Source organism: Acinetobacter sp. AOR12_HL, assembly GCF_027855275.1.
Taxonomy (GTDB): domain Bacteria; phylum Pseudomonadota; class Gammaproteobacteria; order Pseudomonadales; family Moraxellaceae; genus Acinetobacter; species Acinetobacter baumannii.
Genome location: NZ_JAKTIJ010000020.1, coordinates 213,888 through 235,515, shown reverse-complemented (window position 1 = coordinate 235,515; position 21,628 = coordinate 213,888). Strand labels below are relative to the sequence as shown.

Annotated in this window: 16 protein-coding genes and 1 tRNA gene; 12 read left to right on the top strand and 5 right to left on the bottom strand. The window is 39.0% G+C overall.

Translation table 11 applies throughout. From position 1 onward, the window contains the following. Position 1: 1 nt before the first annotated feature. From MKL36_RS09585 to epmB, 3 genes are read right to left on the bottom strand one after another with little or no spacing between them, the layout of a single operon-like run. Positions 2-2,110 carry an EAL domain-containing protein gene (locus MKL36_RS09585; RefSeq protein WP_086374102.1) on the bottom strand — a complete coding sequence of 703 codons (2,109 nt, stop codon included), beginning with the start codon at positions 2,108-2,110 and terminating at the stop codon, positions 2-4. Further along, positions 2,107-3,852: a hypothetical protein gene (locus MKL36_RS09580; RefSeq protein ID WP_000981543.1), complete on the bottom strand. Its 1,746-nt coding sequence runs from the start codon at positions 3,850-3,852 to the stop codon at positions 2,107-2,109. The genes MKL36_RS09585 and MKL36_RS09580 overlap by 4 nt, the downstream gene beginning before the upstream one ends. Before the next feature lie 15 nt (positions 3,853-3,867). Beyond that, complete coding sequence (epmB, locus tag MKL36_RS09575) at positions 3,868-4,884, bottom strand: EF-P beta-lysylation protein EpmB (RefSeq protein ID WP_021511034.1); 1,017 nt, start codon at positions 4,882-4,884, stop codon at positions 3,868-3,870. A gap of 73 nt (positions 4,885-4,957) precedes the next feature. Here epmB and efp point away from each other — a divergent pair, with 73 nt between their 5' ends. The 10 genes from efp to MKL36_RS09525 all read left to right on the top strand — a co-directional run bounded on the left by efp (position 4,958) and on the right by MKL36_RS09525 (position 17,036). Continuing rightward, on the top strand, positions 4,958-5,527 hold the full coding sequence (gene efp, locus MKL36_RS09570) for an elongation factor P (protein ID WP_000035083.1): 570 nt from the start codon (positions 4,958-4,960) through the stop codon (positions 5,525-5,527). A gap of 166 nt (positions 5,528-5,693) precedes the next feature. Next, entirely contained in the window at positions 5,694-7,790 is a 2,097-nt protein-coding gene (locus tag MKL36_RS09565; RefSeq protein ID WP_000380470.1) for a carbon starvation CstA family protein, read from the top strand. A 2-nt stretch (positions 7,791-7,792) separates the two neighbouring features. Beyond that, positions 7,793-8,095: a YbdD/YjiX family protein gene (locus MKL36_RS09560; protein ID WP_001009533.1), complete on the top strand. Its 303-nt coding sequence runs from the start codon at positions 7,793-7,795 to the stop codon at positions 8,093-8,095. A 168-nt stretch (positions 8,096-8,263) separates the two neighbouring features. Next, positions 8,264-8,340 (top strand) — tRNA-Val (locus MKL36_RS09555). 262 nt (positions 8,341-8,602) lie between these two features. After that, positions 8,603-11,899: a M10 family metallopeptidase C-terminal domain-containing protein gene (locus MKL36_RS09550; RefSeq protein ID WP_021511033.1), complete on the top strand. Its 3,297-nt coding sequence runs from the start codon at positions 8,603-8,605 to the stop codon at positions 11,897-11,899. 233 nt (positions 11,900-12,132) lie between these two features. Continuing rightward, a complete protein-coding gene (locus MKL36_RS09545) occupies positions 12,133-12,999 on the top strand; it encodes a PaaX family transcriptional regulator C-terminal domain-containing protein (protein WP_000211449.1) in 867 nt (288 codons plus the stop codon). A gap of 29 nt (positions 13,000-13,028) precedes the next feature. Continuing rightward, positions 13,029-13,913, top strand: a complete 885-nt coding sequence (locus MKL36_RS09540) for an SDR family oxidoreductase (protein WP_021511032.1) — start codon at positions 13,029-13,031, stop codon at positions 13,911-13,913. Between the two features lie 238 nt (positions 13,914-14,151). After that, a complete protein-coding gene (locus tag MKL36_RS09535) occupies positions 14,152-15,171 on the top strand; it encodes a fatty acid desaturase family protein (protein ID WP_001097599.1) in 1,020 nt (339 codons plus the stop codon). Further along, the gene (locus tag MKL36_RS09530) at positions 15,171-16,163 is read left to right on the top strand and encodes a fatty acid desaturase family protein (protein WP_021511031.1); all 993 of its coding nucleotides are present in this window, start codon (positions 15,171-15,173) and stop codon (positions 16,161-16,163) included. The genes MKL36_RS09535 and MKL36_RS09530 overlap by 1 nt, the downstream gene beginning before the upstream one ends. A gap of 42 nt (positions 16,164-16,205) precedes the next feature. After that, entirely contained in the window at positions 16,206-17,036 is an 831-nt protein-coding gene (locus tag MKL36_RS09525) for a metal-dependent hydrolase (protein ID WP_000511746.1), read from the top strand. 61 nt (positions 17,037-17,097) lie between these two features. Here MKL36_RS09525 and MKL36_RS09520 read toward each other — a convergent pair whose 3' ends face one another. After that, positions 17,098-17,778 carry a hydrolase gene (locus MKL36_RS09520; RefSeq protein WP_000106450.1) on the bottom strand — a complete coding sequence of 227 codons (681 nt, stop codon included), beginning with the start codon at positions 17,776-17,778 and terminating at the stop codon, positions 17,098-17,100. Positions 17,779-17,960: 182 nt separating this feature from the next. Here MKL36_RS09520 and MKL36_RS09515 point away from each other — a divergent pair, with 182 nt between their 5' ends. After that, positions 17,961-18,881, top strand: coding sequence for a LysR substrate-binding domain-containing protein (locus MKL36_RS09515; RefSeq protein WP_001153333.1), 921 nt, complete (start codon positions 17,961-17,963; stop codon positions 18,879-18,881). 248 nt (positions 18,882-19,129) lie between these two features. Next, positions 19,130-20,053, top strand: a complete 924-nt coding sequence (locus MKL36_RS09510) for a trypsin-like serine protease (RefSeq protein ID WP_021511030.1) — start codon at positions 19,130-19,132, stop codon at positions 20,051-20,053. A 69-nt stretch (positions 20,054-20,122) separates the two neighbouring features. On the opposite strand, the gene MKL36_RS09505 is transcribed toward MKL36_RS09510, so the two are convergent. Next, positions 20,123-21,628 carry a flavin-containing monooxygenase gene (locus MKL36_RS09505; protein WP_001038285.1) on the bottom strand — a complete coding sequence of 502 codons (1,506 nt, stop codon included), beginning with the start codon at positions 21,626-21,628 and terminating at the stop codon, positions 20,123-20,125.

Here is a 21,628-nt window from a genome sequence, read left to right as displayed (position 1 = left end):
ATTATTGGTCTTGTACGTCTGTTAAGCGGTCAAGTTTTTTCTGAAAATAATCACCTTGTAGAAAGCGCACTTCTACATTCCATGCATTGGCAAACAGGTTCATATCATTCAAGTGAGCTAATAAAATTCCAATCGGTTTTACAGTCAAATAGTTCAATATTTTTTCTTGTAAGTTATTAAGCCCTTGGTCTGAGCTTAATAGATCAGTTTTGCTGGACTGTAATTTTACAAGTTGAATATCAAGCTGCTGTAATATTGAATCGCTATACATAGAAGAAGCAAAATCTCGAATTGAAATTTCCGCACCATGTTGGCGTAAGCGAGCAATGTGTTGTTGAGCAATTGGAAGATAAGGCTGAAGAGCGTGTTCTGAAAATTGCAAAATCAGTGGGCTTTCAATTTTACTTCCGATAATAGTCAATAGTTTGGAAATCAGCTCAGGGAATGTTTTATCTTTCAGCAAAATATCAATATTAAGGTTAATAATGAGTTTCGCTTTAGGATACTGAGCAATGAAATTATGAAGCTGTTTACACGCTTCTACCAATATCCAGCGGTCTAACTGAATTGAAAGTTCTGCATCTTCTTTAAGATCACTTAAATCATTTAAGTCATACCATTGTTCACCCGCAATAAAACCACTTGTCACTTCATAGTTATGAGTTTCTTGGTCATGCTTATCGTAAATTTGCTGGTACTTCAGATGTATTTCGCCCTGAGCTAGTTTTTGTCTTAACTGCTGGAGCAAAGAGGACTGAGGCGTATGGTCAAAATGTTCAATTGTTAAATCAAGAGGAACAGCTTCAATGCTCGGTGAAACCGTTTTTTCTACTGTTGGCATTACTTCAAGTTGAGGTGTAACCCGAGGTAAATCCTGTTTTTCAGCCTCGTTCAATAATGAGCTAAAAGAGTTCTCAGTTAAGGGCTGGTTGAGAAAAGCATAACCAAGCTTTAACTGCACTGAAAAGTTTTGCTCATTTACTTTTAACAAATGTTCTTTTTGCAAAGTTTGTAAACTCGTTAGCTGTGAGTTTAAAACTGAACTATTTTCGGCTTGTAAAATCCCGACATAACTACCCAAGTCGACTTGGAAAATTGGCATCTGTGCATGGTCTTTTAAAAAACCATGGAGCTGATTGAAATATTGTCCTAAAGTTTGCCAACCCTGTTGAAAAAGTCGTTCTGGGCACTGTGCAAGTCTAAATAAAACAACGGCGTTTGCTTGGGCAGGGTGGGTCGATAAATGACGATTAATCTGCGGCCAAGCTGCACTCAACCCAACACTTTTTTCGGACGGAGTACTATTTGCTGGAGTAGTTAAATCAACTTGATAGTCGATGGTGAGTTGTACCGCGTCTTCTTCTTGGCTTGGAATAAACTCGAGTTTTAGCGCATTATTACCCGAAATAGCCTGATGCTGACTCTGAATTTCAAAGCGTGCTTGATCGAACTGGCCTAAAGAAATTTTCTTAAACCGCTGCTTAAAAACATTTAAATCGTTGGGTTGTAAGACATCTAAAATCGGCAATCCGATAATGTCTTCTTCTTGTTGAAAACCAAAAAGATTCAAATATTCGGTATTTGCCTTAATGTGGATGCCTTCTTGAAAAATAGCAACCGCTTTATGGCTGTTGTCGACCAGCGTTTGCGTATGCGTATGAATGGTATCAAGCTCGGCCAAAAGACGTTGTTCCGTCTGTAAAAGGCGGCTGTATGACAGTGCCCGAACCAGCGTAATATAGAAATAATCTAGCGGTTCTAATGGGACTACATCATAAATCCCTTTTTGAATATAGCTTTGATATTGCTGCGCTTGGTAGTCGTCTGGCTGTAAAAATAATATTGGAAGCTGCGGCTGTTCTGAGGCTTGAACAAGGGAGAGAGTTTGTTCAATTTTCAAATCATAGGCGCGACCAAAAATAATGACATCCCACGATGTATTGAGCTGCTTTTCAAAACTTTTTAAATCATCAAGTAATAAGGCATTAACTTGATAATCATTCCCCGATAATAAATTTAAAATTTGGTTATAACGTAACTGGTTATCATCAATAATGAGTAAACGTATTTCAGTACGTTTTAACCTTTTAGATAGTAAAGAGTTTCTCACTTTAATGCTTCCCATAAATCTTGGCTATTCACGGTGTTATTCTTTTTCAGCATGAACTGATCAAGCAGGTACTGTTGCTGCTCATTCAGAAGCTCAAATTGAAATTGAATAAAACTTTGAGTAATGAGTTGTGCTTTGAGTAGATACACTTTGATTTCTTCTGTCCCCAATCGTAAATGAATTGTTTGTTGCTCTCTAAAAATTTGAGACCCCGGTAAAATAAGCGTGTTTTGTATTTCTTCTAGGTTTTGAGTTTGTAGTAATAGTGCAGGGTGATAATTACGCGTATGACGCTCTGCCTGAATATGTACAGCGCAAGGGAACATGGCCTGTGAAAGAATTTCTAAACCCAGTTCCAGACTTTTTTCTGTAGATTGTTTAATCCAGCGAATTACACCGCCACGCCACTGACCATGTAGCGTTTCCTTCACCAAAATATATTCGCCGGTTCTTAAGTTTTTAGGTGCTTCGCCGGACCATTTAATACGATAGCCATTAACACTAATATCAAGCACTGTAGTTTGATAAATGGTTTTACTCTCACGGCTTAAGCGTTGATAAGACGAGGTTTGTTGTTCTTTTTTCTCTAAATTGGATAAGACTTTCGATTCACTTTGTAAATTATAGTTATTACTCAGTTGTAGCGTTTCTTCAAAGTTTTTGGCTTTAGATAAATAAAAATGTGCAGTACTTAAGCCAAAACAGATTTGTAAAGCTGCATTATATTCATAACGCTCATGACGGCGCTGTGCTGTGGTTCCCAAAATCGTTTGAACGTGAAACTTTAATGCGGGACTCAAATAAATCTTTTCATTTTTAGACATATATTGAGCATTTTTATGCATGGTAGCAGTGACATGCTCAAGCAAAGCTTGCGTGCTAATAAAAATACTTGGATTGAAATTTGAGCTTTGTTTCTTGTTATATACAGGCGGATGATCTTTAGTCGGGTCGACCACATACTTTGTTGAAGCAGTGTCTTTCGGCAAGATCTGAATCATGCGTGCCCAGTCAAAACTACATTGAAACAGGGCCTGAATTTCTGACTGGCGAATCTGATTGGTGTTAAAAATATCTAATAAAATAAGCTGAGCATAAGCCTGCGTAATATTGGCTAGCGGATGCTGTACACCTTGAATATGATTAATATTGGTTAAATGATATTTGTATTGAACCGCTGTTTCATAAAGCTGGTGGGCAATTAACCATTGACCTTTTACAGGTTCGCTATAGAGCATATGCTGTTGATATAAAAGATTGGTCAACTGCTGCAATGCGTGGAATGTCGCCAGAATTCGTGCGGTTTGTAAATTTTTCTTTTGTTTAAAAGAGAATAAAGAAAACTTCTGCTTTTGTAGCTGTTCGTGGCTTGTTTGCGCAATATTTAAATAAATACTGGCAAAATAACAGCGCAGAAGCATAGCCAGTTCAATAATGTGCTCGTTACGGTCGGTACTAATGACGCCTTGGTTAAAGAAGTTTTTTTCTAAACTCGCCAACACATTATTAATGGTTGGGTGAAGTGTCTGAATTAAGTCAAAGCGTAAGGTTTCACTACAATTTAACTCATTCAGCTCCAAAATTGCTGTAAATAGCGCTTTTGAAGTATCACCCAATTGCATAATAGAAAGGGTAGTGACCCACTCGTTAAGATCTTTAATGTTGGCTTCACAAAAGCTTAACCGTTCACGAGTAAGTGCGGTTTGATTGTGAAAAATGTCCGAAAGTGCATTATTCATCATCACTTATTATATAACTCAAAAAGTTGTAGCCCCAAAAAGCGGTGTTTTATTCTTTTCGCCCGCAATTTCCCTGACGAGTTTAGGAACCAAATATCCTGGTAGGCTCGCTAACACGTCTTGATATATCGCATCTATTTCAGATGGTATTAAATCAAAATGTTGTGCGCCTTTTACTTTATCTAATACATGTAAGTAATATGGCATAACGCGAGCTTCAAATAGACGATAACTTAAATCAGTTAAAGTTTGAGCAGAATCATTCACCCCTTTAAGCAATACTGCCTGATTTAGAACAGTAATGTAGTGTTCAGATAGCTGCAACAATTTTGAACAAGTAAAGTCATCGAGTTCAGAAGCATGGTTTGAGTGTACCACCAGAATAATACGCAGCCTACTGTTTTTTAATAAAGAAATAAGCTCTTCGTCGATACGGTTTGGAATGACAATTGGAACGCGTGAATGAATTCTCAGAATCTTCACTTGTTTGAGAGATGATAAACGTTCTAACCAAAGCGCTAATTTACGGTTAGAAAGCGTAAGAGGGTCACCTCCGCTTAAAATCACTTCGTTAATATCGGGGTTCGACTCGATATAATTTTTAATGTTTAGCCAATCTTCATTTTTAGGTAAATTTTCTTGATAAGGAAAGTGGCGGCGGAAGCAGTAACGGCAATGGACCGCACATGCACCGGTCAAAGTCAGTAAAAAACGAGATTTATATTTATGTAAAACACCCGGTAACTGATTGGCTGCTTCTTCACCTAAAGGGTCGGTGACAAACTCAGGATGTTCCTCAAGTTCTAAATGATGTGGCAACACTTGGAGTAAAAGCGGATCAAGAGGATCTTTAGCGTTCATTTTTCCGACGAACGCACGCGGAACACGCAATTTAAACTTTTCAGAAGCCAGAATCGCCCCTGATAATAGCTGATCAGTGGATAACTCGAGCAGGTTCAACAACTCTAAAGGATCGGTAATAAGGTCACTGAGTTGTGATTGCCAGTTTTGCTCTTGGTGTAAATAGTTTATCATGCGACACGATTAAGATAATGCAACAGCGCATTATATCGCATAGTTGACTTGTTAAGTTTGGAGTGTGCCAGTCATGGCCAATTATTCTACAAATGATTTCAAGCCAGGCCTTAAGGTCATGCTTGATAGTAACCCATGTTCAATCATGGAAAACGAATACGTAAAACCGGGTAAAGGCCAAGCGTTCAACCGTGTAAAATTACGTAACCTTAAAACTGGTAAAGTTTTAGAAAAAACTTTTAAATCTGGTGATACTTTAGAAGCTGCTGACATCGTAGAAGTAGAAATGAACTACCTATACAACGATGGCGAAATGTGGCACTTCATGGACCCAGAAAGCTTCGAACAAATTGCAGCTGACAAAACTGCAATGGGTGATGCTGCTAAATGGTTAAAAGACGACTCAAATGAAACATGTACAATCATGTTATTCAACGGCGTTCCTTTAAACGTAAATGCACCTAACTTCGTTGTATTGAAAGTTGTTGAAACTGATCCGGGCGTACGTGGTGATACTTCTGGCGGTGGCGGTAAGCCAGCTAAGCTTGAAACAGGTGCGGTTGTTCGTGTTCCGTTATTTGTTCAGCAAGAAGAAAGCGTTCGTGTAGATACTCGTACTGGTGAGTATTTAGAGCGTGCATAATAGTTAAAAAATAAACTATTATCGAAGGGATGATGTCAATCATCCCTTTTTTTATGCGAAAGTATAAGAGGAAAAAGAACAAAGGAGGAGTAGAGTCACAAGGATTGAGCAGAGAACAGTACATAACAATATAAAACTGCTGTAATTATTTATTGAGAGGTTAAGAATGGACACAATGCAAGCGAAATCTACGCTTCCCTCCAAATTGGTCTGGAGCCTAGTAGCAATTATAGGTGCTATTTCTTTCGGGATGCTGGCGCTAAGTCGTGGTGAACATGTTAATGCAGTATGGTTGGTACTGGCAGCTGCATGTGTGTATAGCATCGCATATCGATTTTATAGTCTATTTATTGCAACTAAAGTATTTGAATTAAACCCGAGACGGTTAACTCCTGCACATCGTTTAGCCGATGGCTTAGACTATGTGCCAACAAATAAGTATGTACTGTTTGGACACCACTTTGCCGCGATTGCCGGCGCAGGGCCATTAGTTGGGCCGATTTTGGCTGCACAAATGGGCTTTTTACCGGGCACCATCTGGTTATTGGTTGGTGTGGTTCTGGCGGGTGCGGTACAAGACTTTCTAGTTTTATTTATATCAACACGCCGTGATGGCCGTTCACTGGGTGAAATGGCAAAGCAGGAGCTTGGTCCTTTTGCCGGTATTGTGGTCATGTTGGGCGCACTTGGGGTAATGATTATTATCCTTGCGGTATTGGCTTTAGTTGTTGTGAAAGCACTTGCACATAGTCCGTGGGGTGTCTTTAGTATTGCAGCCACTATTCCAATTGCATTGTTCATGGGCGTTTACATGCGCTTCATTCGTCCGGGACGTATTGCAGAAGTTTCAATTATTGGCTTCGTTTTAATGATGCTGGCAATTGTATATGGTGGACATGTTGCCGCAGATCCATATTGGGGTGAATTCTTCACTTTAACTGGAACACAGCTCACTTGGTGCCTCATTATTTATGGTTTTATCGCATCGGTACTACCAGTTTGGTTGCTATTAGCACCACGTGATTATTTATCTACTTTCCTTAAAATCGGGGTTATTCTTGGTTTGGCAGTCGGTATTGTGATTGCATTGCCTGACCTTAAAATGCCTGCTGTTACCCATTTTATTGACGGTACAGGTCCAGTTTTCTCAGGTAGCTTATTCCCGTTCTTATTTATTACCATTGCCTGTGGTGCCATTTCTGGTTTCCATGCGCTGGTATCGAGTGGTACGACACCAAAACTTGTTGATAACGAAGTTAATATCCGCATGATCGGTTACGGCGGTATGCTTATGGAGTCTTTTGTCGGGATCATGGCGATGATCTGTGCGACAGTATTAGACCCAGGTGTGTACTTCGCGATTAATGCGCCAGCAGCAGTGCTCGGTACAACCGTAGAATCTGCGGCGGAAGCTGTACGTAATTTAGGCTTTGTGGTTACGCCTGAAATGTTGACGGTTTTAGCTCAAGAAGTGGGTGAAAGCTCAATCCTTTCACGTACAGGTGGTGCGCCTACCTTTGCTATTGGTATGGCTCATATCATTTCTGAAATCTTTAATAGCCGTGCCATGATGGCATTCTGGTACCACTTTGCGATTTTATTTGAAGCATTGTTCATTTTAACTGCGGTAGATGCAGGAACACGTGCTTGTCGTTTTATGGTGCAAGACACGGTTGGTATTGTTATTCCGGCGGTTAAATCTTCAGGTTCATTCTTTGGTAACTTGTTAGGTACAGCCGTTGCGGTAGGTGGATGGGGCTTCTTCGTCTATCAAGGTGTGATTGACCCACTTGGCGGCGTCAACTCATTATGGCCTCTATTTGGTGTGGGTAACCAAATGTTGGCTTCGATGGCACTCATTTTGGGTACAGTGATTCTGTTCAAAATGAAAAAAGAGAAGTATGTGTGGGTGACAATCATTCCAACCATTTTCTTGTTCATTACCTGTATGACAGCAGGGTGGCAGAAGATTTTCCACGAAAACCCGAAAATCGGTTTCTTGGCTCAAGCACATAAGTTCTCCGATGCGATTGCTCGTGGTGAAATTCTTAAGCCTGCAAAAACCATTGCCGAAATGCAAACTATTGTGATGTCGAACCAGATTAATGCTGCACTTTGTGGCTTCTTTATGATTGTATCGATTGTCATGATTATTGCCTCAATTGGTATTGTTCGTCGTGCTTTAGCAAGTCCAACACCGACTGTAAATGAAGCGCCTGCGGTATATACCGATCCTGAAGTGGTTACCACTCGAGGAGAATAAAGATGAATTTTAAATTTGCAAAAAATGGTACTGTCATTATTGCGAAAATCATCAAAATGACCGTGCTTTCGCAAAAAGAGATATTACTCTCTCCAAAGAACTGGTCACGTATCGCAACCTTATGGCAGCGTTTACAGCAAAGCTTCCGACTCATGGTTGGTGTGCCGGACTATCAAACGTATCTGGAGCATATGAAAGCCCATCATCCAGATTTAACACCTATGGATGCACAAACTTTCTATCGACATTGTGTTGATGCAAGATACCCATCTGCAGGTGGTACTTTGAAGAAGTGCCCTTGTTAAGTTGACCTTGATATTTGGCTAAACAAAGACGGTATGTGGTTGAACCATGTACCGTTTTACTTTTTGGGAAATGAAAAAGAGTTTGCTCAAAGTCTGCTCATTTGTATTTTTTTCACTGGTAAATCACTTGTTTTGCTTTTGAAAAATGAATATGATGCTTTCCATCTTAGGCGTATAGCTCAGTTGGTTAGAGCGCTACGTTGACATCGTAGAGGTCTCCAGTTCGAGTCTGGATATGCCTACCAAGATTTAAAGTCATATAAACTCGAATAGCTTTATATGACTGAAAAAGCCCTAAACTATATGGTTTAGGGCTTTTTTATTGCTTTAGATAATCGAGGGATTTGATTTAAGTATTAAGAAGAAGTGTTTAAATCTTTTTTGATTGTTAAGAGCTTAAAACAAAATATGTCGCTAAATGGTAATTTTTGTCGTCCAAAGAAGTTCTTCTATTAAGAAGAATTAAATAATATTTCCTTTTCCAATAACAAAAAAAAGGAAACTTCAATGGTAACTTATGGCAATGATCAAAACGGTTTATGGCTAAAGTTCGATAATTTTACTTCAAATGATATTAGGCAAATTGAATATATAAATAATGTCTTATATGTCACTAATTATTCAGGAACTTACTATTCACTTAATTTTAATTCTCTTGCTAAAGCTCGCATGATTTTCAGTGATGGGGTCGAAAAACAGGTTTTATTTACAAGTGGGGGTAATGGTCTAAACATTTCTACTGCAAACAGTGAGTGGATTGTAGGCACAAATTCAGTCGATCAAATAAGTAGTGGTGCGGGAAATGATCGTCTATTTGGTGGAGTAGGAGACGATATTTATCAATTCAGCAAAGGGGACGGAATAGATAAAGTCACTGACTATAGTGGAAATAACACGATTCAGTTTATGGCGAGTAATTTGGCAGACCTATCTATACAAGGCAATGGAAGTAATTTAGAAGTCAAATACTCTGATACTGATGCAGTATTAATTGAAGGGAATGTAAGTAACTTTAAATTTTTAGATGGTACAACCGCCACACTCGATCAATTACTTACAAATAAAACAATTACACTCACTGGTACCAAAGGCAATGAAACGATTAATGGCTTTGCATCCAATGACATTATCAATGGCCTTGAAGGTAATGACACTTTAAACGGAAACGCGGGGAATGATACGTTAAATGGTGGTGCTGGCGATGATAGGTTATATGGTGGAACAGGTAATGACTTAACTGTAGGTGGAACTGGAAACGATTGGTTAGCATCAGGAAGTGGTGATGATACTTATCAATTTAGCAAAGGAGATGGTAACGATACCATTAACGATTATTCGGGTAAAAATACTATCCAAATTACCGATGTTTCTGCAAAAGATATTACATTCACAACTAACGCTAATAATGAGTTAGTCATTAATTATTCAGCAACGGATAGCATCACGTTAAAAGCCTACATTAACAACTACATTCTTTCAGATGGCGTGGTCCAAACCTATCAGCAGTTTCTAACAGGAAAAACTGCAACCTGGAATGGGACAGATAACGCCGATAACTTTTCGGGCACTCTTCCAAATGATGTGATCACTGGAGGTAAAGGTAATGACACATTAAATGGGCGCGAAGGTGACGATACTTACCGTTTTTCTTTAGGAGATGGGATAGATACAATTAATGGAGATTATTCGGGTAACAACACGATTGTGTTTACAGATGTTAAATCTACCGATGTACAATATAGTTTTGATAAAACAACTTTAAATATCCAGTACAGCGATAGTGATATTGTTAAGTTAACTGGCTATCTTGCCAGCAATAATAAAAACTTTAGTATTCAATTTGCCGATGGCGTGACGATTGATCGTGCCCAACTAGATACGACGGTTGGAGTGAATTACTGGGTACGCGCGCTTGTTGCCACAACAAATAGTAATCCAGACTTTAAGTATATTTTCCCTTCAACCGCACCTGATTACCTACTCGATGCAAATGGTCAAGCACCTGCATGGTGGAGTCCTTTTAGCCAAGCTCAGCAAGACTTTATGACTCAGGTTTATCAGAAAGCTTCTGAGTTTTCAGCATTAACTTTTACTTTAACGGACAATGCATCGCAGCTTAATACTGTTGCTGCATACCGCAATAGCACTGCGGCTACGGCTTATGCACAGTATCCAAGCGGAGCTTTTGTTGGTTCAGATGTGGCGTTTGGCCCTGATTTTTGGTTTGACCCAGCGGGTACTTGGGTAACTGCGAGTTATCCGCATGAGTTGGGGCATGCTTTAGGGCTACGCCATACTTTTGAAGGTTCCACTATTGATAGTTTCTCAAAAGAAGAAGACACGCGTAAATGGTCAGTCATGTCGTATGACCGTACTGGTATGTCATATGATGGCTCTTTTGCACCGTTTGATGTTGCTGCTTTGCAAGCGATATATGGGGTGAATAGTTCTGCGCGTGCAGGTAATGATAGCTATGTGTTTGATAGCACTAAAGGCGTTTTAATATGGGATGGTGCAGGCGTAGATATAATCAATGCAAGTAACGCTACACAAGCCGCTACCATCGATCTTAATCAGGGCGGCTGGAGTTATATTGGTGAAAAATCTTCTCATATATCGAGTGCAAACCAACTAAGCATTAATCTTGGCACTCAAATCGAAAATGCAATTGGAGGCGCTTACGATGATATTTTAGTTGGGAACAATTTATCTAACCGACTTGAAGGTGGCGCTGGCAACGACACTTTAAAAGGAAATTGGGGAGACGATGTTCTATTGGGCGGTGCTGGAAATGACACACTTGATGGAGGAAAAGGTGCAGATAGCCTGATTGGTGGAACGGGTGACGATACTTATTATGTAGACAATGTAGGCGATAGCATTGTAGAGAATACTAGTGAGGGGAATGATAAAGTAATCTCCGATATAAATTATACCTTAGGAGATAACCTAGAAAACCTCACTTTAAATGGCGCGGATAATTTAAACGGCAATGGAAATGCGCTGAATAATGTCATCATTGGTAATGCAGGTAATAACATTTTAAATGGATATGCCGGAAATGACACATTGAATGGTGGAGCTGGAAACGACACCTTAGATGGTGGGGCTGGCAATGACACTTTAGATGGCGGAATTGGGATTGATACGTTGATTGGAGGTTTGGGTGATGACATCTATTATGTTGATAACGTAAATGATGTCATTATCGAGAAGATTAACGAAGGATTTGAGACCGTTAACTCAACTGTGAGTTATGCGTTAGATAGCGGAAACGCGCTAAATAATTTGAATCTGTTGGGAACAGACAACATTGATGGAACGGGTAATGGAAATGGAAATACGATTGTTGGGAACAGTGGTAATAACATTTTAAGTGGTGGTACTAACAATGATGTTTTAAATGGCGGTGCGGGTCATGACATTTTAAATGGTGGAAAAGATAACGATACCTTGATTGGTGGTTTAGGCTCTGACACTGCTTTATATAAACTATTAAATACAAACGATGTAACGGGTGGTAACGGAGCTGATGTTTGGAAAGACTTTAAAGTAGGCAATACCTTAACCGACAGTGAAGCCGACAAAATTGATATTAGTGAACTGCTCATCAATTACGCTAATGGCAGTACTGTAAACTCTATTTTTTCTTATCTCTCATTAGACCTCAATGGAAATAACAGTATTTTAAATATTGACCGAGATGGTGCAGGAACTGCTTATAACAGTACCTCTTTTTTAACCTTAAATAATGTCAACACTACTTTAAATACTTTATGGGACAACCATCAGATCCTTGTCTAAATGAATGGTATGTAAGTGGCTAACTAGCTTTAAAAAGATGCTTAGGTGAGATGGCTTAAGCATCTTTTTTATAATTAAAAAATTAGATTTCTCCTAGAACGTTTTTCGTAAAGCTTTGATGAGTGATTTATTTCATTAATAAAAATAAAAATAAAAAAATGTAATATTGTGGTAAGCTTTATTCTGATGTTTAGAGCGCTCACAAATTTTAAATTTTTCGATCTGGAAATGAGATGACTACACAGAAAATTAATGCACGTACTTTAATTACAGATCTGTTACTGGCTTCAGAAGGTAAAATAATTTCAATTAAAGAAATGATCCTTGCTGCAAAGCTGTTTGGAATTAGTGAAAACGGAATAAGAGTTGCTGTCACCCGTTTAGCTAGTGAAGGGGTCATTGTTTCTGCTGAAAGAGGCTTTTATCAGTTAAGTGAGCAATCTCTTGAATGGGCAGATGTAATGTTAAACCGAAGAGCAGGTTTAAAAGAAACAAAAGCTTGGAATCAAAAGTATTTATGTGTTCTTACAGGAACATTGGGGCGTGTTGACCGTACAGCTTTAAAAAGAAGAGAAAGAGCACTTAAAAAATACGGATTTCGTGAACTTGAACCAAGTGTATATATTCGACCAGATAACTTGGTTATTTCTTTGGAAGACATGCTAGAGCATATGAAATCTATAGGCTTGGAGTCAGGAGCCAAGATGTGCCATATCAATTCCTTTGATCAGATTACGACAGGGATGATTAAAGATTTATGGCAAACCGAAAACTTAAATAAAAATTATGAAAAATATAGCCATATTATTCAGCATTGGCTCAGTCGAGTACCTGCTTTAGGCCTTGAGGATGCTGCAAGAGAATCGTTATTGCTGGGCCGCCAGACAATTTCTTTATTAATGAATGATCCTTTACTCCCTGAACCTTTTGTAAATGTTGAGGCAAGGGAGCAATTTACTGCAGATGTTAAAAAGTTAGATGAAGTTGGGCAAAGATTATGGAAACAGTTACATGAACTAACTTTTGGTACAGCCGCAACGAGCTTATTAAATTTAGAATTACCCGCCGTTGCGGATGTAACTCCTAAAATTCTTAATTAATAGAAGAGCATGATTACAGGAGTATGGATATGCCTTTATATCAATCAGCTTTAGCAAAGGATATTTTTAAAGATCAGATAATTATAGTAACTGGAGGCGGTTCGGGTATTGGCTGGTGTACTGCTCATGAATTGGCTTCCTTAGGTGCGCAAGTCATTCTTACAGGTAGGACCGAAGAAAAACTACAACAAGTAAAACAAGAAATTATTGAAGATGGAGGTAAGGCATCTTATCGAGTATGTGATAATCGTGATGAAGAGAAAGTAAAACAAACAGTTAGTTCTATTGTTGAAGAATTCGGCCAGATTAATGGATTAGTCAATAACGCAGGTGGTCAATTCCCTGCATTTCTTGAAACTATGTCTGCTAATGCTTTTGATAGTGTAATCCGCAATACCTTGCTGGGTACTTTTCTTATGATGAGAGAAGTTTTTAATCAAAGTATGGTGAAAACGGGCGGTAGTATTGTGAATATGACAATAGATATGTGGAGTGGTTTACCGAGTATGGGACACTCTGGAGCTGCTCGTGCTGGTATCGATAACCTTACTAAGACTTCAGCACTCGAATGGGCTAGAGCTGGGGTAAGAGTTAATGCTGTTGCACCAGGTTGGGTAATGGCCTCAGGTCTCGACTCTTATAAAGATGGCATGAAGGCCATGATCCCTACAGTGTCTTCAAAAATCCCTTTAAAACGAATGGCTACAGAATCAGAGGTCTCAGCTTTAATGTGTTTTTTACTGTCGCCAGCAGCTTCTTTTATAACAGGGATGAACGTCAGAATTGATGGGGGAGCATCTTTAGTTTCACCTTTCTTTCCATTGATTGACCATGAAAAATCAATACCATTTGAAGCATTTCATAGAGACGGTATACCTAATGTTATTAAAGAAATGAACCAATCAAAATTATAAGAAATCTCTTTAATATTCTAATAAATTAGTTACTTAAGTCTTTTCAGTAAAGTTAGTTTTATTTGATTACAAATGAATAAGGATATGAAAAATATATCCTTAAGTTTTCTTTTTCTTTAATTTTAATATTACAAAAAATAAATTTTATAAAAATAATAGAAATATTTCATATTTTATAATAAAGTTTAATTTGTGAAATGAATTAAGTCTTCTCAATCCCGCTTAGGAGAAAAAAAAGATGAATACGCGTGTGAGTGTGACTGAGTTATTTAGTCGTGAAGAAATTAAAGAGCTTACTGAGCCTTCGGATATACATGGTTTGTGGGCAGTAGGTTCTACGTGGGCCGTAATTGGAGCAACTTTTGCAGGTGTTGGACTAACTTGGAGTTATTTACCTTGGTGGGGTAAATTGCTGATTTGTTTAGCAGCATTGGCTGTATTGGCTGGACGCCAATTAGCCTTGGCAATATTGATGCATGACGCCTCACACAATAGCTTGTTTAAAACAAAATGGATGAATGATTATCTGGTCGATTGGTTATGTGCACGCCCAATCTGGAATGACGTACATAAATATCGGGCTCACCACACACGTCATCATGCCAAAACATCAACACCAGAAGATCCTGACTTAACATTAGTCGCAGGCTTTCCAACCACGAAAACGTCTTTAACTCGTAAATTTTTACGTGATTTAGTTGGTATTACAGGTTTTAAATTTACTGTGGGCCGTATTTTGATGGATGCTGAAGTTTTGAAATGGACGGTTGCGAATGACTTAACTTGGTTACCGCGTGAAAACCGTCAGTGGTATGACTATCCAAAGGTATTTCTTAAAAATAGTAGTAAGGCAATTATTGCTAATGCTTCCATCTTTGGCATTTTATGGGCTTTTGGTCGTCCAGAATTATATTTACTTTGGCCTCTTGCTTATTTAACGCCATTTCCACTTTTTATTCGTATTCGGTCTATGGCTGAGCATGCTGGTACTCAAATAAGCAATAATGCTTTAACGAATACCCGAACCACAAAAGCAGGATGGTTGGCTCGGGCCTTTGTTGCTCCCATTCGAGTGAACTATCACATGGAACATCATTTAATGGCGGCGGTGCCTTTCTTTAAGTTGCCAAAAATGCATCAGATGTTACGAGAACGTGGCCATGTTCCAGAGCCGCCAACTTATGCGCAAGTTATTCATATGTTGTCTAATCGTCAAACCAATCAACACCCATTAAATAGTGTAGAGCAGGGCGAGTGATGATTACGGATAAACAAACTCGTATAAGTGACTTTCTTAGTCGAGAGGAGATTAGCCAATTTTCTCAGCGCTCAAATCTATGGGGATTATGGTGCATTTTCTCTGTATGGTTAATCATTGGCTTAGCATTTACAGTCATGGCTCTGGCAATTGACTACTTACCTTGGTATTTCGCAATTCCTGTTGTATGCATAGGAACAGTGGTTTTAGGGGGGCGCCATTTGGCATTGGCGATTGTAATGCACGAGGCGGCACACCATACACTCTTTAAAAGCCGCTGGATGAATGACGTATTCGCTAATTGGGCATCGGCCAAATTTATTTGGAATGATGTACATAAATTTCGTGCCCACCATATGGTGCATCATGCGAATACAACAGCAAGTTTTGATCCTGATCGCCCAATATATGAAGCTTTACCTGTGACTAAAAAATCTTTAATTCGAAAATTTGGTCGTGATTTGGTTGGGCTAACAGGGATCAAGTTCTTTATTGGCCGAATTTTGATGAGTGCTGGCGTACTGAAGTGGTCTGATGCAACAGGTGAGCGGGCAGATACGCGTGGTTGGCCATGGCATCGTTACGTTACCAACTTTATCAAGGACTTCTGGCCAACTTTTGTGACTAATCTTGGGTTATATCTCATCCTTGCTGTGATGGGGCATGCTTGGTTATTTCTGATTTGGATAATAGCTTATGCCATCCCTTTTACTGTATTTGTACGTATTCGTGCAATGGCAGAGCATGCGTGTTTAGAGCTTGTACCCGATACGCTTCGTAATACTCGTACTACTTCTGCTGGTTGGATTGCCCGTATGACTGTGGCACCTATACGTGTAAATTTTCATATGGAACATCATTTGATGGCTTCCGCTCCTTATTATCGCCTTCCCAAATTGCATAAGTTGTTATATAGCCGTGGCAAGGTGCCTAAACCGCCTAGCTATTTAGATGTCGTACATTTATGTAGCTCAAAACCGATAGAAAAATAAATCCATTGAATTGTATTCAATGAAACAATGAAGGAATAAAAAATGGGAATTCTAGCTAAAGTCTTTGATCGCGGTGCTCACTTTCCTGTGCGCCATATGAGTTTTAATTTTAATCAGTCTCAAGCTACTTTATTTAAGGATAACCCTTGGGGAGAGTACTGGCTGGCAACCTTGTCTGCCATGTTTCCTGCGGGTGAGCGATTTTTTGTACATAGTGTAAGAAACTTACAAAATCAGGCTAAAACAGAAAGACTTCAAAAAGATATTGCAGCCTTTATTGGACAAGAGGCGATGCATGCTAAAGAACATGAACATCTGAACCAACTTATACAGTCATCTGGACTCGATACCGAACCTGTTTCAGCCAATGTGGAATGGTTAATGGCTAGGCTGAAAAAATATTTCACACCAACCCAGCAATTAGCAATTACTTCGGCTGCTGAACATTTTACGGCCATTATTGCACGGCAGATTATGAGACGTTCCGATTTGCAGGAGCGTTTATCGAGTAATGAAACTTTAAAAAATATCTGGTTATGGCATGCGGTAGAAGAAAGCGAACATAAAAGTGTGGCCTTCGATTTATATCAAGATGTCTCTGGGGGCAATTTCATTCGGCTTCTTGTGATGCCGTTTGTGACTTTATATATGGCAGGAATAATGGCAGCGGGTACGGTGTATCTGGGCATAACTCACTTTTCCGCATGGAAGTTACTCCACCTAAAAGAATTTAATGCATTAATTCTTGGAAGGAATGGTTTTTTAAGTACTTTATGGAAAGATTATTTGGACTATTACAAATTAGATTTTCATCCAGAACAACATGACTCAAAAGCTTTGGAAGAGCGCACTAAAGCACAGCTTGGGTTTTAATAGATTTATTTTAAATGTCCAATCGTAAGAGATTGGACATTTAAGCTGAAAAACTGATGAATTAGGTTCTTTCAGAATCTAGCATTTCATTGTTTTTAACAACATCTTGCGCTTTTTGATAGCTTTCGATGAGCAATTGGTACGGTGGGAAAATTGCACTATAAGCTGCTGCAAAGTCTGCTGCATCACTACGATGCCATGTTTTTTGTAGCTCCGAACACACAGCCGCTGTATCAATTGGCACTACACCAGCTTGTACAACTCGAGCTAATGTAATTTCTTGAGCCATTTTTGAATATGTTCCAGATGCATCAATCACCGCAAAGACTTGGAAACCTTCAGCAACTGCACTGATACTTGGGAAAGCCATACATACGCTGGTAATAGTACCCGCAATAATCAGTTGTTTTTTACCGGTTGCTTTGACTGCTTCAACAAAGTCAGGGTTATCCCAAGCATTAATTTGACCTTTACGGGCAACATATTGTGCATGAGGAGCAAACTGGTGAATTTCTGGAATTAAAGGACCATTTGGACCTTGGGGAACAGAAGCAGTGGTAATCACTGGCACATTACATAGCGTTGCAACTTTAGCCAGAGTAACCACATTTGCACGTAACTCAGGAACAGTAAGATCTTTTACAGTTTGAAATAAGCCACTTTGATGGTCGATTAGTAGCATTGCAACATTATTTGGGTCGATTACGGGTGCTTGACCGTTAAAATTTGCTGGTGTACTCATTTTATGCTCCACTTTATTTCGATAAATTTAAAGTCGGAAGGATGACTAAATAAAACAGGGGGATAGCTGTTTTTGTATAGTTATTCACTTCTTGTTTAATTAAGATATAACGAAAATATGAGCCTAGAAGCTGCCAAAATTTGATTTTAGTGTTCTATTATTTGAACAATAAGAGGTAGGAAATGCAGGATTTAAACGATCTATATTACTTTGCAAAAATTGTTGAATATGGTGGTTATTCTGCTGCCGCTAGAGCGCTCGATATTCCAAAATCTAAACTCAGCCGAAGAGTTGCACTTTTAGAAGAAAGACTCGGTGTACGTTTATTGCATCGTTCCACTAGACAATTTAGTGTGACTGAACTCGGCCAACAATATTATCAATACTGTCACGCGATTTTGATCGATGCTGAAAATGCCCAAGAATTTATTGATTTAAACCAGTCAGAGCCGCGTGGAACGATTCGGGTGTCTTGTCCGCCTGCGTTATTGCATCATCACATGGGCGAGTTTCTGACTAAATTTATGCTGCAATTCCCAAAAATAAAAATCTATATTGATGTGACCAACCGAAATGTTGATGTCTTAAATGAAGGAATTGATATTGCTTTTCGTGTTCGCTATCCGCCACTCAAAGATAGTGGTCTGGTCATGAAAAAATTTGTGACCAGTGATCAGTGTTTAGTCGCGCACCCTCGGGTTTTATCTAAACAGCCGATACCTCAAACTTTAGATGAATTGCATCAGTTCAGAACTATTGGGCTTGGTAATGCAGAGCAACAAAGTGTGTGGGTACTTCATCATCAGGAGCATGGAACAACTCATTTCCAGCATGACCCTGATTTAATTGTGAATGACATGACCGGGGTATTACAGGCTGTTATTCATGGCTTAGGTATTGCTCCTTTACCGATTATGATGGCTCACGAATATATTTTGCGTAAAGAACTGATTGTGGTTTTACCTGAATGGAAACCTACAAGCGGTATTGTCCATGCGGCTTATGCTTCTAGAAAAGGATTATTACCTGCCATCAAAAGGTTGCTGGATTTTTTAGAAGAGCAGTTTAATCAACTCGATAAAGACTTATTAGGTTATCGATAACTAAATTAAAAGCAGTAAAAAACTTAAATTTTTATTATTTTTTTATAGATTAACTTTATGAAAAATAAATAGAAATTAAAATGATTTTATATTGTCGTGAAATGGTCAGTTATGTCGTGAAATGAAGTTCTCCTCAAGAAGCTAAGTGGTTAATCTCTGGCTGATAAATCATCACAGTCCTGTGAAATATTTATCAAAAAACAAGTCATAACACCCTAATTACTTCTAAAGATTTGAAGGAGATAAATATGTATAAAAAGAATATTGGGGGACTAATTAATGCTCTAGCATTAGTTATATATAGTTCTTCAGTCATGGCAGCAGATAACTCAAGTTCTTTTGTAAAACTGGAATTTACCGTCACCAAACCTTTCCTTTTTTTCTCACAGACATCAGGTAATACTTGTGGAGGAGTATTAATTCGCAATGATGTAGTTTTAACGGCGGCACATTGTACGGCGGCAGTTTGGGGTGATAGTGCAAATCAAGGCTATACACTGGGTGGGACGGTGAAATATGGGGCGAGTTTTTTATCTCAAGCTCAAGCAGCATCTTTTAAAAAAGATGAGGGCTGGGTTGAGATTCCCGATGTAGATATCGCTTTAATACGCCTATCTCATCCTATTGATAATAATAGCGGTGCAACCGTAGCCAAAATTCCAGCCGCATGTAGTCAAACTGAAGCAAGGCAAAATATTGGGCGTGGTGATGTAACGGCTTATTTAGGTCGTAGTAGTACGGGTGCGGCCTTACCTGAAAATTTATATGGCACTTCATATGTCAATATTCGAGATGTAGGTCCTTCACCGTTAGCACGAGGGATTTACTATAAGGCAACCGCTTCTATGAATGCTGGGGATTCTGGTGGACCTTGGCTGTCAGATGATAATACTTTAATTGGTATTAATAACGGTATTGCGGGTACTGATAAATACGGTGCTGTAATCTGTCAGTATACTCATCAAATCAATGAAGTATTGGTGAAATGGTCAGCAGCCGGAAACCAAACTGGAGCAGTAACACCACCAACTACACCGCCGTCAGTAGAGCCAACGACTCAACCGCCGGTAACAAATCCACCAACAACTTCACAGCCGACAACTGAACCTAAAACTACCGATAACGTTGTTTTTAGTTTCTTTAACTGGCTTGCTTCATTGTTTGGTTTTTAATTCGTACTTATTAAAAGATCAAGATACTTCGGTATCTTGATCTTTTTTTACTTAGATTGAATGGGTTTATTAAGCGACCACTTTAATTACTTTAGTTGTGGCGTCGTAGTCTTTCAAATTGACGTGATGCAGCTTATGTTTAATCACAAAACCAAACTCGGGCCAAATAATATGGTTACGACCCGCATCATCTAGATAATAGCTTTTACAAACATCTGGTCTTACCGGCATTTTAGCTAATCGTTTATCTATACGGTCATTAAAACGTTTTTGAACATCTGCTTTGACTTCAATACGGTCCAGACGTTGCTGCTGTATTAACTTCACCATTTTTGCGATATAAACGGATTGTTGCTCAGCGGTCCACATCACTGAACCCACGGTGTTTTGAGAGTTTGGACCTAGCATCATAAACATGTTAGGGAAACCATGAATTGACATCCCCATATATGCACGCGGTTGACGCTGCCATACCTCGCTTAAACTGCGGCCTGCTGCACCTTTAATAATTTTATAAATCGCAGGTTCTGCGACCGCATAGCCAGTACCGAAAATAATGGTATCTACTTTAATTTCTTTCCCATCTTCACCGACTACACCATTTTCAGTGATATGAGACAAGCCCTGAAAGAGGACAGTCACATTCGGTTTGGCTAAAGCTGTATACCAGTTATTAGAAAACATTGGACGCTTACAACCTAAGGTATGTGTAGGTGTTAATGCCTTACGCATTTCTGGGTCTTTAACACCTAAAAAGATGTTTAACTTTCCTAAGGCATGCAGTTTTCGCATGATGTTTTCATTCATGAAAATTGGAAGTGAAGGTTCTAGGCTCCACAGCGCACTTTCACGAATAATTTTTTCTAAAATTGGCGCTTTCTTAAATGTAACTTTTACAATATTTGGAACGGCAAAGTCCGGTTTTGGTAAAACCCATGAAGGCGTACGTTGGAAACTATAAAGATGGCCAACTTTAGGCTGAATGGCTGGTAAAAACTGAATAGCTGAAGCGCCGCTACCGATCACAGCTACTTTTTCACCTGTTAAATCATGCTCATGATTCCATTTACCTGAGTGAAACATAGTGCCTTTAAACTTTTCTTGACCCGGGAAGCTCGGCATTTTTGCTTCACCAATAAAACCTGTCGCAGGTACAAAGATTTTTGCACTATATTTTTTACCATCACGTGTGCTAATGAGCCAGCGATTTAGGCCATTATTCCATTCGGCATGAGTGACTTCGGTGTTAAGTTTAATCTGATTCACAATCTCAAACTTATAAGCCACATCTTCTAAATATTGTCGAATTTCGGCTTGAGGCGCATAGGTTCGCGACCAGTTTGGATTTGGAGCAAATCCAAGAGAATACATTTCACTCGGTACGTCACAAAATAGGCCCGGGTAATCATTTAATGCCCATGTGCCACCAATACGACTAGCCATATCTAAAATGACAACGTTTTTAATTCCTTGCTCTTTTAACTTGATGCAAGTACTTAAACCTGAGGGACCAGCTCCAATAATAAGTACATCTACAAGTTGAGTTGGGGTAGAGGGTTTGACTAATTTATTCAT